This window comes from Candidatus Fonsibacter ubiquis, assembly GCF_002688585.1.
Lineage (GTDB): Bacteria > Pseudomonadota > Alphaproteobacteria > Pelagibacterales > Pelagibacteraceae > Fontibacterium > Fontibacterium commune.
Genome location: NZ_CP024034.1, coordinates 348,876 through 367,394 on the forward strand (window position 1 = coordinate 348,876; position 18,519 = coordinate 367,394).

The 18,519-nt window shown below is 30.4% G+C and carries 18 protein-coding genes; 10 read left to right on the plus strand and 8 right to left on the minus strand.

The features are described from left to right. Positions 1 to 36: 36 nt before the first annotated feature. Positions 37 to 1,977, plus strand: coding sequence for a ribonucleoside-diphosphate reductase subunit alpha (locus tag CR143_RS01955; protein ID WP_099340171.1), 1,941 nt, complete (start codon positions 37 to 39; stop codon positions 1,975 to 1,977). Further along, entirely contained in the window at positions 1,968 to 2,996 is a 1,029-nt protein-coding gene (locus CR143_RS01960) for a ribonucleotide-diphosphate reductase subunit beta (RefSeq protein ID WP_169696839.1), read from the plus strand. Before CR143_RS01955 ends, CR143_RS01960 begins: the two co-directional genes overlap by 10 nt. A gap of 7 nt (positions 2,997 to 3,003) precedes the next feature. On the opposite strand, the gene CR143_RS01965 is transcribed toward CR143_RS01960, so the two are convergent. The 3 genes from CR143_RS01965 to CR143_RS01975 are packed head-to-tail and all read right to left on the minus strand — an operon-like array spanning position 3,004 to position 5,713. Continuing rightward, positions 3,004 to 4,131: a bifunctional 2-methylcitrate synthase/citrate synthase gene (locus CR143_RS01965; protein ID WP_099340173.1), complete on the minus strand. Its 1,128-nt coding sequence runs from the start codon at positions 4,129 to 4,131 to the stop codon at positions 3,004 to 3,006. Positions 4,132 to 4,133: 2 nt separating this feature from the next. Continuing rightward, positions 4,134 to 5,039: a methylisocitrate lyase gene (prpB, locus tag CR143_RS01970; RefSeq protein ID WP_099340174.1), complete on the minus strand. Its 906-nt coding sequence runs from the start codon at positions 5,037 to 5,039 to the stop codon at positions 4,134 to 4,136. A 2-nt stretch (positions 5,040 to 5,041) separates the two neighbouring features. Continuing rightward, a complete protein-coding gene (locus CR143_RS01975) occupies positions 5,042 to 5,713 on the minus strand; it encodes an HAD family hydrolase (RefSeq protein WP_099340175.1) in 672 nt (223 codons plus the stop codon). Between the two features lie 131 nt (positions 5,714 to 5,844). On the opposite strand from CR143_RS01975, the gene CR143_RS01980 reads away from it, so the two are divergent. Genes CR143_RS01980 through rpsD form a run of 8 tightly spaced genes read left to right on the plus strand, consistent with a single transcriptional unit; the run spans position 5,845 to position 14,860 of the window. After that, positions 5,845 to 6,456 (plus strand): DapH/DapD/GlmU-related protein, encoded by a 612-nt coding sequence (locus CR143_RS01980; RefSeq protein ID WP_099340176.1) that lies wholly within the window; start codon positions 5,845 to 5,847, stop codon positions 6,454 to 6,456. A gap of 9 nt (positions 6,457 to 6,465) precedes the next feature. Further along, the gene (glmS, locus tag CR143_RS01985) at positions 6,466 to 8,286 is read left to right on the plus strand and encodes a glutamine--fructose-6-phosphate transaminase (isomerizing) (protein WP_099340177.1); all 1,821 of its coding nucleotides are present in this window, start codon (positions 6,466 to 6,468) and stop codon (positions 8,284 to 8,286) included. A 49-nt stretch (positions 8,287 to 8,335) separates the two neighbouring features. After that, on the plus strand, positions 8,336 to 9,712 hold the full coding sequence (locus CR143_RS01990) for a class II 3-deoxy-7-phosphoheptulonate synthase (protein WP_099340178.1): 1,377 nt from the start codon (positions 8,336 to 8,338) through the stop codon (positions 9,710 to 9,712). A gap of 57 nt (positions 9,713 to 9,769) precedes the next feature. Further along, complete coding sequence (gene nadE / locus CR143_RS01995; RefSeq protein WP_099340179.1) at positions 9,770 to 10,513, plus strand: NAD(+) synthase; 744 nt, start codon at positions 9,770 to 9,772, stop codon at positions 10,511 to 10,513. After that, the gene (gene cysS, locus CR143_RS02000) at positions 10,506 to 11,855 is read left to right on the plus strand and encodes a cysteine--tRNA ligase (RefSeq protein WP_099340180.1); all 1,350 of its coding nucleotides are present in this window, start codon (positions 10,506 to 10,508) and stop codon (positions 11,853 to 11,855) included. The genes nadE and cysS overlap by 8 nt, the downstream gene beginning before the upstream one ends. After that, positions 11,855 to 13,459: a citramalate synthase gene (gene cimA, locus CR143_RS02005; protein ID WP_099340181.1), complete on the plus strand. Its 1,605-nt coding sequence runs from the start codon at positions 11,855 to 11,857 to the stop codon at positions 13,457 to 13,459. Before cysS ends, cimA begins: the two co-directional genes overlap by 1 nt. Further along, entirely contained in the window at positions 13,459 to 14,190 is a 732-nt protein-coding gene (locus tag CR143_RS02010) for an RNA methyltransferase (RefSeq protein ID WP_099340182.1), read from the plus strand. Before cimA ends, CR143_RS02010 begins: the two co-directional genes overlap by 1 nt. Positions 14,191 to 14,242: 52 nt before the next feature. Further along, entirely contained in the window at positions 14,243 to 14,860 is a 618-nt protein-coding gene (rpsD, locus tag CR143_RS02015) for a 30S ribosomal protein S4 (RefSeq protein ID WP_099340183.1), read from the plus strand. Here rpsD and grxD read toward each other — a convergent pair. From grxD to purS, 5 genes are read right to left on the minus strand one after another with little or no spacing between them, the layout of a single operon-like run. After that, positions 14,853 to 15,170 (minus strand): Grx4 family monothiol glutaredoxin, encoded by a 318-nt coding sequence (grxD, locus tag CR143_RS02020; RefSeq protein WP_099340184.1) that lies wholly within the window; start codon positions 15,168 to 15,170, stop codon positions 14,853 to 14,855. The genes rpsD and grxD overlap by 8 nt on opposite strands. Before the next feature lies 1 nt (position 15,171). Then, complete coding sequence (locus CR143_RS02025) at positions 15,172 to 15,402, minus strand: BolA/IbaG family iron-sulfur metabolism protein (protein ID WP_099340185.1); 231 nt, start codon at positions 15,400 to 15,402, stop codon at positions 15,172 to 15,174. A 2-nt stretch (positions 15,403 to 15,404) separates the two neighbouring features. Next, positions 15,405 to 17,597, minus strand: a complete 2,193-nt coding sequence (gene purL, locus CR143_RS02030; protein ID WP_099340186.1) for a phosphoribosylformylglycinamidine synthase subunit PurL — start codon at positions 17,595 to 17,597, stop codon at positions 15,405 to 15,407. 2 nt (positions 17,598 to 17,599) lie between these two features. Next, a complete protein-coding gene (purQ, locus tag CR143_RS02035; RefSeq protein ID WP_099340187.1) occupies positions 17,600 to 18,274 on the minus strand; it encodes a phosphoribosylformylglycinamidine synthase subunit PurQ in 675 nt (224 codons plus the stop codon). Further along, positions 18,271 to 18,516: a phosphoribosylformylglycinamidine synthase subunit PurS gene (gene purS, locus CR143_RS02040; RefSeq protein WP_099340188.1), complete on the minus strand. Its 246-nt coding sequence runs from the start codon at positions 18,514 to 18,516 to the stop codon at positions 18,271 to 18,273. The genes purQ and purS overlap by 4 nt, the downstream gene beginning before the upstream one ends. Positions 18,517 to 18,519: the final 3 nt, after the last annotated feature.

Below are 18,519 nucleotides of genomic sequence, written 5' to 3' on the forward strand. Positions count from 1 at the left end.
TTGTTTTACCATAAAAATCTAATAAAATATAGAGTTATGCAAGATAATTTGGCTTTAGCCATCAAGAATCTCGTTTTGGATAAAGGAATCGATATTCCAACATCAGCTCCAAAATCTAATGTTCAGGAACTAAAAAAACCAGATCTTTTTTCTCTAACTAAAGAAACAGAATTATTTCAAAACGAAAAAGGGATTACAATTAAAATTGATCGATCCAAAGACTCAAAATTAACAAATTTTGGAAGAGCAACATTAGACGACAGATATTTAGCTGACGGAGAATCTTACCAGGATTTATTTGCTCGTGTTGCAGCCAATTATGCTGATAACAATTTACACGCACAAAGAATTTATAATTACATAAGCAACCTTTGGTTCATGCCAGCAACACCTGTTTTGTCAAACGCAGGAACAGATAGAGGTTTGCCAATATCTTGTTTTTTAAATGAAGCCACAGATAGTCTAGATGGTATTTTAGATCTTTGGTCTGAAAACGTTTGGCTTGCAGCAAGAGGTGGTGGAATTGGAAGCTACTGGGGTAATTTAAGATCAATTGGAGAAAAAATAGGCAGAGTTGGAAAAACTTCTGGAATTATTCCATTCATCAAAGTTATGGACTCATTAACTTTAGCAATCAGTCAAGGATCATTAAGAAGGGGATCGGCTGCATGTTATTTACAAATTGATCACCCTGAAATTGAAGAGTTTATAGAAATGAGAAGACCAACAGGAGGAGATCCAAATAGAAAAGCTCTAAATTTACATCACGGAGTTTTAGTTACAGATGCTTTCATGAGAGCGGTCGAGCTTGATGAGCAATGGGCATTAAAAAGTCCTTATGATGGTGTAGTTCAAGCAACCATCTCAGCAAGAAATTTATGGATTAGACTGTTAACAGCAAGAGTTGAGACGGGTGAGCCTTATATTATTTTTATAGACACAGTAAACAGAATGATACCACAGCATCATAAGCTAGCAGGTTTAACAGTTAAAACTTCAAATCTTTGTTCAGAAATTACTTTGCCAACAGGAATCGACAAAAATGGCAAAGATAGAACAGCTGTTTGTTGTTTGTCATCGTTAAATTTAGAAACATATGATGAATGGAAAGATGATAAAAATTTCTTAGAGGATGTGATGAGATTTTTAGATAATATTTTAAGTGAATTCATTGAAAAAGCTCCAGATTCTTTCAAAGATGCAAAATATTCAGCACATCGTGAAAGAAGTGTTGGACTTGGAGTAATGGGATTTCATTCTTTTTTACAAAAAAATATGATCCCTTTTGAATCTGTTATGGCTAAAGTTTGGAATACGAAAATTTTTAAATATATCGATCAAGAAGTTAACAAAGCTTCAAAAAAATTAGCAGAAGAAAGAGGTGCATGTCCTGATGCTGCAGAATATGGAATTATGGAAAGATTTTCGAATAAAACAGCAATAGCTCCAACCGCTTCTATTTCTATTATTTGTGGTGGGTCTTCTCCAGGAATTGAGCCGATAGCCGCAAATAGCTACACTCATAAGACATTATCAGGTTCATTTAATGTCAGAAATAAATTTTTAGAAGAGCTTTTAGAAAAATATGGAAAAAATAATAGTGATGTTTGGTCTTCTATCACAACAAATCAAGGATCTATTCAGCATTTAAATTTTTTAACACAGGAAGAAAAAGATGTTTTTAAAACTGCATTCGAGCTTGATCAAAGATGGTTGATTGATCTTTCAGCAGATAGAACTCCTTATATATCCCAAGCACAATCTTTGAATGTATTTATTCCAGCAGATGTTCACAAAAGAGATCTTCATCAAATTCACTTTCAAGCATGGAAAAAAGGACTTAAGAGTCTTTACTACTGTAGGTCGAAATCTATACAGAGAGCAGAAGTTGTGAGTAAAAGTTTTGTTGAAAGTTCAGCAGAAAAAAAAGAAACTAACCAAACAACTAATTATGAGGAATGTTTATCATGTCAGTAGCAGCAATTAAAGTACCAGAAAAAATTATCGATAAGAATTATTGTGACACACAAGGTTTGTTAAAAGACAATCCTGTATATAAACCTTTTCGTTATCCATGGTGCTACGATGCATGGTTAACTCAACAAAGAATTCATTGGTTACCTGAAGAAGTTCCTTTATCTGAAGATATTAGAGATTGGCAAAAAAAATTAACGCAGAGTGAAAAAAATTTATTAACACAAATCTTTAGATTTTTTACTCAAGCAGATGTTGAGGTTAATAATTGTTATTTAAGACATTACACTAGTGTTTTTAAACCTACCGAAGTTTTAATGATGATGACAGCTTTTTCATCAATGGAAACTGTTCATATTGCTGCTTACTCTCATTTGTTAGACACAATTGGAATGCCAGATTCAGAGTATTCCGCATTTCTAAAATATAAAGAAATGAAAGATAAGTATGACTACATGCAAAACTTTAACACAAGCAACAAACGTGAGATTGCTAAAACAGTAGCAGTATTTAGTGCATTTACAGAAGGACTACAATTGTTTGCAAGTTTTGCAATTTTATTAAATTTTCCAAGATTCAATAAAATGAAAGGTATGGGTCAAATAGTTACTTGGTCTGTAAGAGATGAAACTCTTCATTGTAATTCAATGATTAAAATTTTTAACACTTTTTGTGATGAAAATCCTGGATTATTAGATGAGAGTTTAAAAAAAGAAATTTATGATGCCTGCAGAACAATCGTTCACCACGAGGATGCTTTTATTGATTTAGCATTTGAAATGGGAAATATCGAAGGCTTAACTGCTGAACAAGTAAAAACTTATATCAGATGGATTGCAAATCGTAGATTATCTCAACTTCGTTTAAAGGAGATTTATGAAGTTAAAGAAAACCCATTAACCTGGTTAGATGACATGTTAAATGGTGTTGAACACATGAACTTTTTTGAGGGTAGAGCAACAGAATATTCTAAAGCATCTACAAAGGGTTCCTGGGTTGAGGCCTTTGAGTTTACAAAATAATTCAGAGTTATCTTTTATCTATTGATTGGACTTTTCGATGAGCCGACCCTGTATATTTTGAAAGGGGTCTAATTAGTTTATTGTCTTTTAATTGTTCATTTATGTGTGCTGCCCAACCTGTAATTCTAGACATTACAAAAATTGGCGTAAAAAAATCAATATCAAATCCCATTAAATAATAAGTAGGACCTGATGGAAAATCTAGATTTGGAAATATATTTTTTTCTTTAATCATTGTTTGTTCTAATATTTTAGAAATTTTTGGAAACTTATCGTTTTTATAAAATTCTGCAGTTTTATAATAATATTTAGTCATTGTAGGAACTCTAGAATCTCCTTTTTTATAAACACGATGACCAAATCCAATAATCAAATCCTTACTTTTAATTTTATTTAAAATATATTTTTCAGTATTTTCCGGTTCTTTAATATCTAAAAACATTTCCATAACAGCCTCATTTGCCCCACCATGTAAAGGACCCTTTAAGGCACTAATTCCTGCAACGATTGCACTATGGATATCAGCAAGGGTACTTGTTACGACCCGCGATGCAAAAGTTGAAGCATTAAAACTATGTTCAGCGTATAAAATTAGAGAAACATCAAATGCTTTAACAACATCTTTGCTTGGAACCTTGCCAAAGCACATATGAAAAAAATTTTCACTAAAACTTAAATCTATTTTTGGATCTATAATATCCAATCCTTTTCTAGTTCTAAAATTTGCTGCAATTGCTGTTGGGGTTTTTGCAAAAATTTTTATAAATTTATTATAATTAGCTTCAATAGTATTTGTGGAGGTTTCGCTATCTTCCAAGCCTAAATGACTAACTGAAGTTCGTGTTGTATCCATAGGATGAGCTTTTTTTGGATAGTTTTGGATAACTTTTTTTAAATTTTCGCTAATCTTTCTATTGTTTCTCTCATCTTCTTGAAATTTACTTAATTGAGATTTATTCGGAAGTTCGCCTTTTAACAATAAGTAAGCAACTTCTTCAAATGCACACACATCTGCAAGATCTTGAACTGCATAGCCTCTATAGGTTAAAGAATTGATATCCGGCATTACTTCTGAGACTTTAGTTTCATCAGCAATAACGCCGACTAGTCCTTTCTTAATCTCAATTTCAGCCATGATTATTCATGTCCTTTTTTGGAAAATTTAAATATAGAGCTGTCAAATTCACTATATTTTTCATAATCAACTAGTTCGTATAATCTCTTTCTGGTTTGCATTTTATCAATTACATTATTTTGGTGGCCATCTTTAAATATTTGTCTTAAACCATCCTCAACATTTTTTAGCGCCAATCTTTGTGTTGTTACTGGATAAATGACTAAATTATATCCAAGGTTATTAAGTTCTTTGACAGAAAGTAATTTGGACTTTCCAAATTCAGTCATATTAGCAAGCAAATAAGCTTTTGTGGCTTTTCTAATTTTTTCAAATTCTTTTTCATCTCTTAAAGCTTCAGGAAAAATCATATCTGCCCCAGCATCTACGTAAGCTTTTATCCTTGAGATTGTTTTATCTAAGCCCTCAACAGCATTGGCATCTGTTCTTGCTATAATTAAAAAATTTTTATCTTTTCTAGCTTTTGTTGCAGATTTAATTTTTTTCACCATTTCACTTACGCTAACAACATCTTTATTATCTAAGTGTCCGCATCTTTTTGGATTAATTTGATCTTCAATGTGGCAACCTGAAATTCCATAATTTTCAAATGTTTCAATTGTACGTGCGCAGTTCATAGGTTCTCCAAACCCAGTATCAGCATCTACAATTGAAGGTAAATTAGTAACCCTTGCAATTTGTTCAGCTCTATAAGAAACCTCTGTCAAAGTTGTCAGTCCGATATCAGGCAGCCCTAAATCATTGGCCATCACTGCTCCTGATATATAAATCCCGTCATAACCAATCTCTTCAATTAATTTTGCAACTAAGGGATTATATGCTCCAGGAAAGCGAATAAGTTTTCCTGTTTTTAATTTTTTTTGTAAGTCTAATCTTTTTTCCAAAGGTGTTTTTTTAACAAAATACATAATTAATTTAAAAATTTCATTTTAGATAATATTCCATTCATTTCAGTAAAGTCATTAATAAAATAATCATGATAAATACTTGTGTGATCCTTTTCGGTATAACCGTCCTTTACAAGAATGAATTTCACCTTTGCTATTCTTGCTGTTTCAGCATCTGTTTCGCTATCTCCAACCATAATACTATCTTCTTTTTTTATATCTAAAATTTCTAATATATTTGTTAAATGTCTTGGATCCGGTTTTCTATATTCAAAGGTATCAACACCTGCAATATAATCAAAAAACTCAATAAGATTAATTTCTTTAAGAAGTTTTTTTGCTAAAGACTCCATTTTATTTGTACAAATTGCAAAATTAATTTTTTGTGATTTTCCCCAAACAAGAAAATCATTAACTCCTTTGATAATTTGTGATTTTTTTGAGATATTCTCTCGATAATAATTAATAAAATCCTCAGTCATTTTTTTATGTATATTTTGATCGAACATTTTTTCTTCTTTTTTTAAAGAACTTAAAATCATATTAGCTGCACCTCTTCCAGCTAGACGACGAATATCTGTTAGCGGTTTTTGATCATAACCAAATTTTTTCATTACATAATTATGAGCATCCATTAAATCTGGCGCAGAATCTACAAGCGTTCCATCTAGATCAAACACTATTGCTTTGCTCATAAATTAGTTGAAAAAAATTAGTAGTTAAAAGAAATAATTTGTGAGTTAAATTATTAAAATCATTACTATAGTAACATTGCTCAAATAGCAATAAATCATAAAGCTGAATTAAAGTTATTTATAATTTCATTATGATTGAGTCTAAAAAATTATTACAAAATAAAATTAAAGAATTAGCAATTAAAAAGGGAGTTAAATTAATTTCTCCTGAATCAATTTATTTATCTTCGGATACGAAATTTGGAAAAAATGTTTTAATAGAACCTTACGTTGTAATTGGCGAAGGTGTAAAAATTGGAAATAATGTAAAAATTTTGAGTTTTTCTTATATAGAGAAAGCTAAAATTGGAGATAATGTAACCGTTGGACCGTTTGCAAGATTAAGACCAGATACAATTTTAGAAAATAATTCAAGAATTGGCAATTTTGTTGAAATTAAAAAATCTAAAATTGGAAAAAATTCTAAAGTTAACCATTTAAGCTATATTGGCGACTCAGTTTTAGGAAAAAATGTTAATATTGGTGCAGGAACAATTACTTGCAATTATGATGGAAAAAATAAATATAAAACTAAAATTTTAGATAATGCTTTTATAGGATCTAACACATCTTTAGTTGCGCCGGTAAAGATTGGAAAGAATACTTTGATTGGTGCAGGTTCTACGATTACAAAAAATGTAAAAGATAATACGCTTGCCTTAAGCAGAACTTCTCAAAGAGAATTAAAAAAGAAAAAAAAATAGAAAAAGTTTATGTGCGGTATTATTGGTATTGCCAGTTTTAAAGATATTTCAAAAGAAATTTTAGCTTCTTTAAAAAAACTCGAATATCGAGGTTATGACTCTGCAGGCATTTCAACAATAAATAATGGAGAAATAGTAGAGAATAAGTGCGCTGGTAAAGTTTCGGACTTGGAAAAATTAATTAAGAAAACATCATTATCAGGCAATATTGGAATTGGTCATGTTCGTTGGGCAACTCATGGAGCTCCAAATCAAATAAATGCCCATCCACATTCCTCAGATGAGGTATCTGTTGTTCATAACGGCATTATTGAAAATTCATCAATTATTAAAAAAGAACTTGTAGAAAAAGGGCATGTTTTTAAATCTCAGACAGATACTGAGGTTATTACACATCTCATTACTGAAAATTTAAAAAAAATGAATTATTTAGATTCCGTATTTGAAACTCTAAAGAAATTAGAAGGAAGTTTTGCATTAGGAATTATTTTTAAAAAATTTAATAATTTAATTGTTGGAGCAAGAAGAGGAAGTCCACTTGCCGTTGGTTATGCAGACAAAGAAAAATATTTAGGTTCAGATTCTTATGCGTTAAATTCCATGACTAAAGAAGTTTCCTATCTCGATGACGGGGACATATGCGTACTAACCAAAGATAAAATTGATTTTTTTGATAAAAATAAGAAAAAGATTGAAAAAAAAGTCCATAAATTAACTCAAGAAAAAGAAAGTTATAGTAAAGGAAATTTTAAAGATTTTATGTCCAAGGAAATTTCTGAGCAACCAGAAGTTATTAAAAAATGTATTAATGAATATTTAGATAAAATTAGAAAAGAAATTAATATTGTTAATTTTCCTATTGATCCTAAAAAGATTTCAAAAGTTAATTTAATAGCCTGTGGGACAGCTTATCATGCTTGTATAGTTGGAAAGTATTGGTTTGAAGAATTTACCAATATAGATGTGAACGTAGATGTTGCTTCAGAATTTAGGTATAGAAATAATAAAATAAAAGAAAATGAGCTGTATATCTTTGTCTCGCAATCTGGTGAAACCGCAGATACAATTGCAGCATTAGAATTTTGTAAAAAAGAGGGAGCAAAAACGTGTGCAATTGTTAATGTTACCGAAAGTTCATTGTCAAGATTATCAGATTTAGTTTTACCTATTCATGTTGGCGCAGAAATCGGTGTGGCTTCGACAAAAGCTTTCACGGGTCAGATTTTGGTTCTTTTATTATTTATTTTAAAAATTGCAAAAATTAGAAATGAGATCAAAGCTGATGAATACTCAAATATTATTAAAGATTTAGAAAATGTTCATTCCCATGTGACATTAATTTTAAATAATAAAAAATCGATAGAAGAACTTGCTGAGGATTTTATAAATATAAAAGGTTCAATGTTTTTAGGGAGAGGACTTTCCTATCCAATTGCATTAGAGGGTGCTCTTAAATTCAAAGAGTTAACATATTTACATGCTGAAGGTTATCCAGCCGGTGAGATGAAGCACGGACCTTTAGCGCTAGTTGAAAATGGGATGCCAGTTATAGTTATTGCTCCAAAAGACAGATTTTATGATAAAACAATTTCTAATATGCAGGAAGTTATTGCAAGGGGTGGAAAAATTTTATTAATTTCAGATCATGCAGAGGAAATTACAACAAGCGAAAATGTTTGGTCAGAAATTAGACTTCCACAAATTCATAAATTTCTTTCTCCTTTTTTAAGTACTATCCCTTTGCAACTACTTGCATATTATGTTGCCTTAAAAAAAGGTAACGACATAGATAAGCCAAGAAATTTAGCTAAATCTGTTACGGTAGAATAATTTATTCTTGTAGGCTTAGAACACTCTATATATATACTGTAGGTTGAATATGAAAAATTGGAAACCTAATTCCTGGAGAACAAAAACTGGAAAACATTTACCCGTTTATGAAAACGAAGCCAAATTAAACGAGGTTTTGAAAGAAATTTCTAAATTCCCTCCACTTGTTTTCGCTGGCGAGTCTCGAACACTTAAACAAATACTCGGAGATGTGAGTGAAGGAAAAGCTTTTTTATTTCAAGGAGGAGATTGCGCTGAGAGTTTTGAGGAATTTCATCCAGATAATATTAGGGATTTATTTAAGGTTATTTTGCAGGTTTCTTTAATACTTACAGTTTCATCTCACTTACCAATAGTAAAAATAGGTAGGGTTGCGGGTCAATTTTCTAAACCAAGAAGCTCTTCAACAGAGATTATAAATGGAAAAGAGCTTCCAAGTTATTTAGGTGACAATATTAATGGAATGAAATTCGATGAGCAGTCTCGAAAGCCTGATCCTATAAGATTATTAAAATCTTACTCACAATCTGCTGCAACATTAAATTTATTACGAGCATTTTCTCAAGGAGGGTTTGCTGATTTGAGCAAAGTACATCTATGGAATATGGACTTTGTTAACAAGAGCGCTGATAAAAAATTTAAAGAAATTCAAAATAAAGTTATGGATGCTTTAAACTTCATGCATGCCTGTGGTATTACCATTGAGCAAAATAGAAGATTAAGAACTGTAAATTTTTATACGAGTCACGAGGCTTTGCATCTTCCTTATGAGGAAGCGATGACAAGAGTGGATTCAACTACAGGCGAATACCATGATACCTCAGCACATTTTTTATGGATTGGAGATCGTACTAGGCAGATAGATGGAGCGCATGTAGAGTTTTGTAGAGGAATTAAAAATCCAATAGGAATTAAATGTGGTCCAAGTTTAGACGCAAAAGAATTAATTAAGTTAATTGAGGTTTTAAATCCAGAGGATGAAGCTGGAAGAATAACTTTAATAGCTAGATTCGGTCACGATAAAGTTGAAAAATTTTTACCAAAACTTATTCAAGCCGTAAAAAAATCAAATAAGAAAGTAATTTGGTCTTGTGACCCGATGCATGGCAATACAATTAAATCTACCACTGGATTTAAGACTAGACCATTTAAAGATATAATTTCAGAAGTTAAGAGTTTTTTTGATATTCATCAAGGGGAAGGAACCTATGCCGGCGGATTGCACATTGAAATGACTGGAAAAAACGTCACCGAATGTATTGGAGGTGCGCAGAATATTACAGATAAAGATTTATCTAGTAGATACCATACACACTGCGACCCTAGATTGAATGCAAATCAAGCGATTGAGTTAGCATTTCTTATTTCAGAGGAAATTAAGAAAAATTCTAAATATTCAATAAACTCCATTAGAAAAGCTTCTTAAAAATTATTTTTTAATAATTTTTTTGCTTCAAACTAAAAAAAAAGTAAAAATATTATGATGACAGCAGCAGATAGAATTCAATTTATTAAAAACTGGATTAAAAACTATTGCAATTCGATGGAGAAGAAACCTGATTGTTTAGTTGTAGGGGTTTCTGGTGGGATTGACTCAGCAGTTGTAAGTACCATTTCAGCAATGACGGAAATGAGAGTTAAGGCACTATCAATGCCGATAAGACAACTAAAATTTCAAGATGATTTAAGTAGGGCGCATTTAAAATGGTTAAAGAGTAAATTTTCTAATGTAGATGAGGTTATTATTAATTTAGATGAAGTTTTCAATAATTTTGAAAAGTCTTTAAAAGATTTTAATGATGAACATGCTTTTGCAAATTCACGCGCAAGATTACGAATGACAACTTTATACCAAGTAGCAGGAGCAAATAATGGAATTGTTGTTGGCACCGGAAATAAAGTTGAAGATTTTGGAGTAGGTTTTTATACAAAATATGGCGATGGTGGAGTTGATATTTCCCCAATAGCAGATTGTCTCAAAACACAAGTGTGGGAGATGGGAAAAGAGTTAAAGATATTGGAGAGTATTATTAAAGCTCCACCAACGGATGGTTTGTGGGCAGATGGAAGAACAGATGAACGTCAATTAGGAATGTCCTATGAAGATTTAGAAAAAGCTATGCTTAATCCAGAAGATAAAAATTACGAAAAATATTTGAAAATTAGAAAAAGAAATCTTCATAAAATCAATCAAATTCCAATTTGTAAATTTAAAAAAGATGAATAGTTTAAAAATTTACAATACTTTAAAAAGAGAAAAAGAAGATTTTATTCCCCTAAGCAAAGAATCAGTTGGAATGTATGTCTGTGGCCCAACCGTTTATGATGAGCCTCATATTGGCAATGCTCGACCATTAATTATTTTTGATCTTGTATATAGAATCTTAATTAAGAACTTTGGAAAAGATAAAGTTAATTATGTTAGAAACATTACTGACATTGATGACAAGATTATTCAAAGAGCAAGTGAGTTAAAAATTGATATTAATGAACTAACAAAAAATATAACTGATATTTTTTTTGATGATTGTAAATATTTGAATTGTCTAGTTCCTAATTACCAACCTAAAGCAACTGAAAATATATCAGCCATGATTAAAATGACTGAAAATTTAATTACTAAACAAATTGCATACGTAAAAAATGGTAATGTTTATTTTAATGTAAATAAATTTAAAGATTATGGAAAATTATCAAATAAAAATCCAAAAGAATTAATTTCTGGATCAAGAGTTGAAATCTCGGAATTAAAAAATAATCCTTTAGATTTTGTCTTGTGGAAACCTTCAAAAGATAAAGAACCTTCTTGGGATTCACCTTGGGGAAAAGGTAGACCAGGTTGGCATATAGAGTGTTCTGCAATGGCACAAAAGTATTTAGGTAAAGAATTTGATTTACACTGCGGTGGATTAGATCTTATTTTTCCTCATCATGAAAATGAGATAGCCCAATCAATTTGTGCAAATGACTCTAATATTCTTGCAAAATATTGGATGCACAATGGTTATTTAACTGTTAATGGAAAAAAAATGTCAAAATCTGAGGGAAATTTTGTCACTATTAATAATTTAAAAAATAATTTTAATGGGCAGATTGTTAGATTATCTGTTTTGGGCACTCACTACAGACAACCATTGGATTGGAATCTAAAAATTTTAGAAACAAACAAAAAAATATTAGAAAATTGGTATACTTTTTATTCTTCTGAAAATGAGGAAATTAATGATGAATTACTAAATATTTTATTGGATGATCTAAATACACCAAAATTTATAACAAACATTCACAGTCTTTATAACAAAGCTAAAACTGGCGATAACACAGCTAAAAAAGATTTAAATTCTGCACTAAAGTTTATTGGTTTATTTAATCAAAGTGAAGAACAATTTAATAGTTTAAGAAAAAAATCAAATCTTGATGTAGGTCAAATTGAAAATCTTATAGACCTTAGAAATCTTGCGAGAAAAAATAAAGATTTTAAAAAAGCCGATAAAATTAGACTAGATCTTGAAAATAATGGAATTTTAATAGAGGATCTTAATGATAAAACGCATTGGAAATATAAGTAATGAGTAAAGAAAAAATTTACATATTTGATACTACTTTGAGAGATGGAGCACAAACACAAGGTGTGAATTTCTCAATGAATGAAAAAAATAGAATTGCAAACGCATTATCTAAATTAGGAGTTGACTACATTGAGGCCGGATGGCCTGGGGCAAATCCATTAGATACAAATTTTTTTAATAAACCTCCAAAATTATCCAATTCAACCTTAGTTGCATTTGGAATGACCAAAAAATCCGGTAGGAGTGCTGAAAATGATCCTGGTTTATCTGCTATTATAAATTCAAATACCAAGTCCGTTTGTATCGTTGGAAAAACATGGGATTTTCACGTAGATGTAGCCTTAGGAATTTCAAAAGAAGAAAATTTAGAAAATATTGTCGACACAACGAAGCATTTTGTAAAAAATAATAGAGAATATATGTTTGATGCTGAACATTTTTTTGATGGGTACAAAAATAATCAAAAGTATGCATTAGAATGTGTCCGCTCAGCTTATGATAATGGAGCAAGATGGATTGTTTTATGTGATACAAATGGAGGAACTTTGCCATTTGAGATTGAAGAAATAGTACATGATGTTGCAAAAGTTATTCCTGGAAAAAATTTAGGTATACACACCCATAATGATACTGAAAACGCTGTAGCAAACACTCTTGCTGCTATCAGATCAGGCGCAAGACAGGTTCAAGGAACTTTAAATGGCTTAGGAGAAAGATGTGGTAACGCAAATATTGTATCGATTATTCCAACATTGTTATTTAAGAAATATTTTAGGGATAAATTTGATATTTCAGTAGAAGAAACAAAAGTTAAATATTTAACCGAATGTTCTAGATTATTAGATGAAATTTTAAATAGAAAACCTAATAATCATGCTGCTTATGTTGGGGCTTCGGCTTTTGCTCATAAAGGGGGGCTTCATGTTTCTGCTGTAGAAAAAAATCCAAAAACATACGAACATATTATTCCAGATTCTGTTGGTAATAAAAGAAATATTGTTGTTTCTGATCAGTCAGGAAGATCTAATATTTTGTCGAGATTAGAAAAGTTAAATATTAAAATTAATAAAGATGATCCTAAAGTTCAAAAATTATTAGAACAAGTCAAAGATAGAGAATTTATTGGTTATGCTTATGATGGTGCCGATGCCTCATTTGAATTATTAACTCGAAGATTATTAGGGGATATTCCCAATTATTTAAATATTAAAAAATACGAAGTAAAAGTTAGCAAAAGTACTGATAATGATCTTATAAACTCTTATGCAACAGTTGTATTAGAAGTTGATAAAAAAGAGATTACTTGTGAAGGATCAGGTAATGGACCAGTTAACGCAATTGATAATGCGATTAGATCTAACGTAAATAAAATTAGAAAATATAGCGAGTATTTAAAAGATTTGCGGTTAGTAGATTATAAAGTCAGAATTTTAAATACAGGAACCAATGCAATTACCCGTGTTTCTATTGAGAGCACAGATAATACTGGAGATGTATGGTTTACCATTGGAGTATCGCCAAATATAATTGAAGCATCTTTTAGAGCGCTGATAGATAGTATTGATTACAAGTTGTATAAAGATAAGGCCCCAGCAAACTTTTAATGTTATTTAAAAATATTCACTTTATTTTAGTTAGACCTCAACTTGGAGAAAACATAGGAGCTGCCGCAAGATCATTAAAAAATTTTAATTTTGAAAATTTAAGATTAATTTCACCACGTGATAGTTGGCCAAATAAAAGCGCAATATATACTGCAGTAGAAGCAAAAGATATTATTCATAAAGCAAAAGTTTTTTTAAATACTGATCAGGCAATTGCAGATTTAGATTGTGTTTTTGCAACAACTTCAAGAAGTAGATCAGTTAATAAAAAGATTGTAGATTTATCTAAAGCTGTAAAGATTATAAAAAAACTAAGTATATCCAATAAAAAAACTGGAATTTTTTTTGGGCCAGAAGCGTCAGGATTAAGTAATGACGATCTTATTAATGCTAATTATTTAGTTAACATTCCAACAAGCAATAAATTTAAATCATTAAATTTATCACATGCAGTGACTATTTTTGCTTTTGAATTATTTATTTCTCAAAAAAAATTTGAACCTATTGTTAAGAATTTATATAGAAGTGAAGATGCAAAAAAGAATGAAGTTAATGCTTTTTTAGATTTTATGATATCCCATTTAGATAAGGTGGGTTTTTTGAAGCCAGTTGAAAAAAAACAACAAATGATTAGAAGTGTTAAAAATATTTTTCATCGAAGCTCTCTTTCCACACAGGAAATTAGAACTTTATCAGGAGTTATCAGTTCTTTAATTAAATATAAGGGATGAGAGTAACATTGACTAAAAGAATGAGGGTTATTATAAGAGGGCACTTTAAAATATGACAAAAAGAATAAATTCTACTCATAAAGTGGACAGACGCCTAGGGGTAAATCTTTGGGGCAGACCAAAAAGTCCCTTTAATACTAGAGCCTATCGTCCAGGACAACATGGGCAGAGAAGTAAAGGCAAACCTTCGGATTACAATGTTCAATTACAAGCTAAGCAAAAATTAAAAAGTTATTATGGCAATATGAGTGAACGACAGTTTAGAAATCTTTTTAGAAAAGCTTATAAGAAAAAAGGTGACACAGGAGAAAATTTAGTTGGTCTATTAGAAAGAAGACTAGATGCTGTTATCTACAGAGCGAAATTTGCAATCACTGTTTTTGCAGCAAGACAAATGATTAATCATGGAAAAGTAAAAGTGAATGGAAAGAAAGTTAATATTTCAAGTTACTTAGTTTCTGAAAATGATGAAATAGAAATTAAAGACTCATTCAAACAATCGATTCCAATTATAGGAGCAACACAAAGTAAAGAAAGAGAAGTTCCAGAATATATTATTGCTGATCACAAAAAAATGACTGCAAAATTTAATAAAGTTCCAAAATATGATCAGATCCCTTATCCTGTACAAATGGAACCTAAACTAGTTGTGGAATACTATTCTAGATAATACTTAATTTTAGAATTTTTTGTAATTCACCTTTTTCGTACATTTCTTTTGCAATATCGCAGCCACCAATAAATTCTCCTTTAATGTATAGTTGAGGAACAGTCGGCCAATTACTAAAATCTTTAATTCCTTGTCTTATTTCAGGGTCAGCTAAAACGTCAATACCGCTAAATTTTACATTAAGTTTTTTTAAAATATTACTAACGGTCATTGAAAATCCACATTGTGGCATCTCAGGTGTACCTTTCATGAATAAAACTACATTATTATTATTTATAATATCTTTTATTTTTTCATTTACGTTTGTCATATTATTTTTCTTCTGTTGTTAAAGCCAATGCATGTAATTCATTACCCATTTTACCTTTTAAAGATGCATATACCATTTGATGCTGCTGAACTCTAGTCTTTCCTTTAAATTGTGAAGATCTAATTTTAGCAGCATAATGATTATCATCACCAGCTAGATCATTGATTTCAATATCAGCATCTGGAAAACCTTCTTTTAATAATTTATGAATTTCTTCTTGTTTAATAGCCATAATTAATTTTTATTATAATTTTTAAACCAACTTTCATTTTTTGTCTTTAACTCTTTAACACTAATTTTGAAATTATTTTCTATTTCAAATATTTCACTTTGGGTTTCGCCAATAATATCTATTTTAATACTTTTATTTTTTGCAATTTTTTTTACTTTTTCAAAGTTTTTTCTATTAATCTCTATTAAATACCTAGCCTGATCTTCTGAAAATAAATATTTAATCTTTTCATTATTAGATCCTGAAACTTTAATCTTTGCACCAATATTAGAGGCCATACACATTTCAGCTAATGTGACGATAATTCCACCGTGAGAAATATCATGAACTGAAGTTACTAATTTGCTTTTGATTAAGTTACTAACAAAAAAACCATTCTTCTTCTCTTCTTTTAAATTAATTTGAGGAGGAGGGCCTTTTTTATCTCCAATAACATCATAAATTAATGCGCTTTGGCTTAAGTGACCTGACGTTTCGCCTATAACTGCAATAATATTGTCAGTGTTTTTAAAATTAAAAGTCATCATATTATTTATATTTTTTAAAAGACCAACTCCGCCAATTGTTGGAGTTGGGTAAATAGCAATACCATTTGTTTCATTATATAAAGACACATTCCCAGATATCACTGGATAATTTAAAGCTTCACAGGCCTCTTTCATTCCATTGATACTATCTACAAACTGACCCATAATTTCTTTTTTTTCAGGATTTCCAAAATTTAAACAATTAGTAATAGCAATGGGCTGAGCGCCAACCGAAATTAAATTTCTCCAAGTTTCACATACAGCCTGCATAGCTCCAGATTTTGGATGGGCTTTACAATATCTTGGAATACAATCAACTGTAGCAGCTATACCCTTATTTTTTCCATGATATCTAACTACAGCAGAGTCACCACCTGGTTTTTGGATTGTATCTGCCATTACCATATGATCGTACTGTTCCCATACCCATGATTTTTTTGAGTAATTGTGATGGGATAAAATTTTAATTAATGAATCTTTAATATCCAATTTCTCAATATCTGAGTCATGATTAATTATTTTTGGATAATTGTAAGTTATGTAATCTCTTTTATATTTAGGCGCATTGTCTCCTAATGAATGTATTGGAATACTACATACATTCTTTTTATTAAATTCAAGTTCAAGTTTTTTTGAATTTGTTAATTTTCCTATAATTGCAAAATCTAATCCCCATTTTTCAAATATTTTTTGAGCTTCTTTTTCTTTTCCTTTTTTTAAAACCATTAACATTCTTTCCTGACTTTCAGAAAGCATAATTTCATAGGGCGTCATATTATTTTCTCTACAAGGGATTAAATTTAAATTAATTTTAATTCCAAGGTCACCCTTTGATGCCATTTCTATAGAAGAAGAAGTAAGGCCTGCCGCACCCATATCTTGTATGGAAACTATAGATTTTTTTTGCATTAACTCTAAACAAGCTTCTAAAAGCAATTTTTCAGTAAATGGGTCTCCAACTTGTACAGTTGGTTTTTTTGACTCTGAGTCTTCATCAAATTCTGCAGATGCCATTGTTGCACCATGGATTCCATCTCTACCTGTTTTTGATCCTACATAAACAACAGGATTACCAATACCGCTTGCAATTGAATAAAAAACTTTATTTTTTTTAGCAATGCCAATGTTCATAGCATTAACTAATATATTACCGTTGTAACATTCATCAAATTCAGTCTCACCCCCCACAGTTGGAACACCAATACAATTTCCATATCCGCCAATACCAGAAACTACTCCGTTTAATAAATATTTTGTTTTTTCATGATTAGGTGAGCCAAATCTTATAGAATTTAAATTAGCAACAGGTCTTGCGCCCATTGTAAAAACATCTCTTAATATTCCACCAACTCCAGTTGCTGCCCCTTGATAAGGCTCGATATAAGAAGGGTGGTTGTGACTTTCAATTTTAAAAATTACAACATCACCATCACCAAAATCAACAACTCCTGCATTTTCTCCAGGTCCTTGAATTACATATTTGTTTTTTGTTGGCAAAGTTTGTAGCCAAATTCTTGAGGATTTATAAGAACAGTGCTCATTCCACATGGCTGAAAAAATTCCAAGCTCTACTAAATTTGGATTTCTTCCTATTAATTTAATAATTTTATTATATTCTTCGGCAGTTAGACCATGTTTTATAGCGAGTTCTTGATCAACTTTTTGCATAATTATTTTAAAGATTTGAAAATGATCGAACCATCCATACCACCTAATAATTTATCAGATGCTCTTTCTGGATGAGGCATAAGACCAAATACATTTCCTTTTTTATTTATAATTCCTGCGATATTTTTTATTGAACCATTAGGATTGCATTGTTCTGTAATGTTCCCTGCGCTGTCACAATACTGAAGTACAATTTGATTATTATCCTCTAGTTCATTAATCAAATCTTTATTTGCAAAATAATTTCCTTCGTTATGAGCGATAGGAATTTCAAGAACAGTATTTCTATTGGTTTTAGATGTAAAACTTGTTTTATTATTAGTTACTTTTACAGTTATATTTTTACATATAAATTTAAGATTAATATTTCTTATTAAAACACCAGGCAAAAGTTGAGATTCAACAAGAACTTGGAAACCATTGCAGATACCCATTACCAAACCACCTTTTTTGGAGTGAGTTATAACTTCTTTCATAATTCTTGATTTAGATGCGATACTTCCACATCTCAAATAATCTCCATATGAAAAACCACCTGGAAGGACAACAAGATCAGATTTTGGGAGTTTGGCATCTGCATGCCATATCATTGAAGTTTTTATACCAAATTTTTCAAGAGAAATTTTTATATCACGATCGCAATTAGAACCAGGAAAAACAATTACACTGGCTTTCATTCTTTAATAGTTCTTACTGAATAGTCCTCAATCGTCAGATTTGCTAAAAGTTTTTCACACATTTCTTTAGCTTTAGAAAGAGCAACTTTTTCATCTTTTTCTTTTACAATTATTTCAAAAGTTTTTCCTTGCCTTAAACTTTCAATATTTTTAAAGCCCATATTTGATAATGAACTTTTTATTGCAGAACCTTGAGGATCTAAAACATCCTTTTTTAATGTGACAATAACCTGTAGTTTCAAACT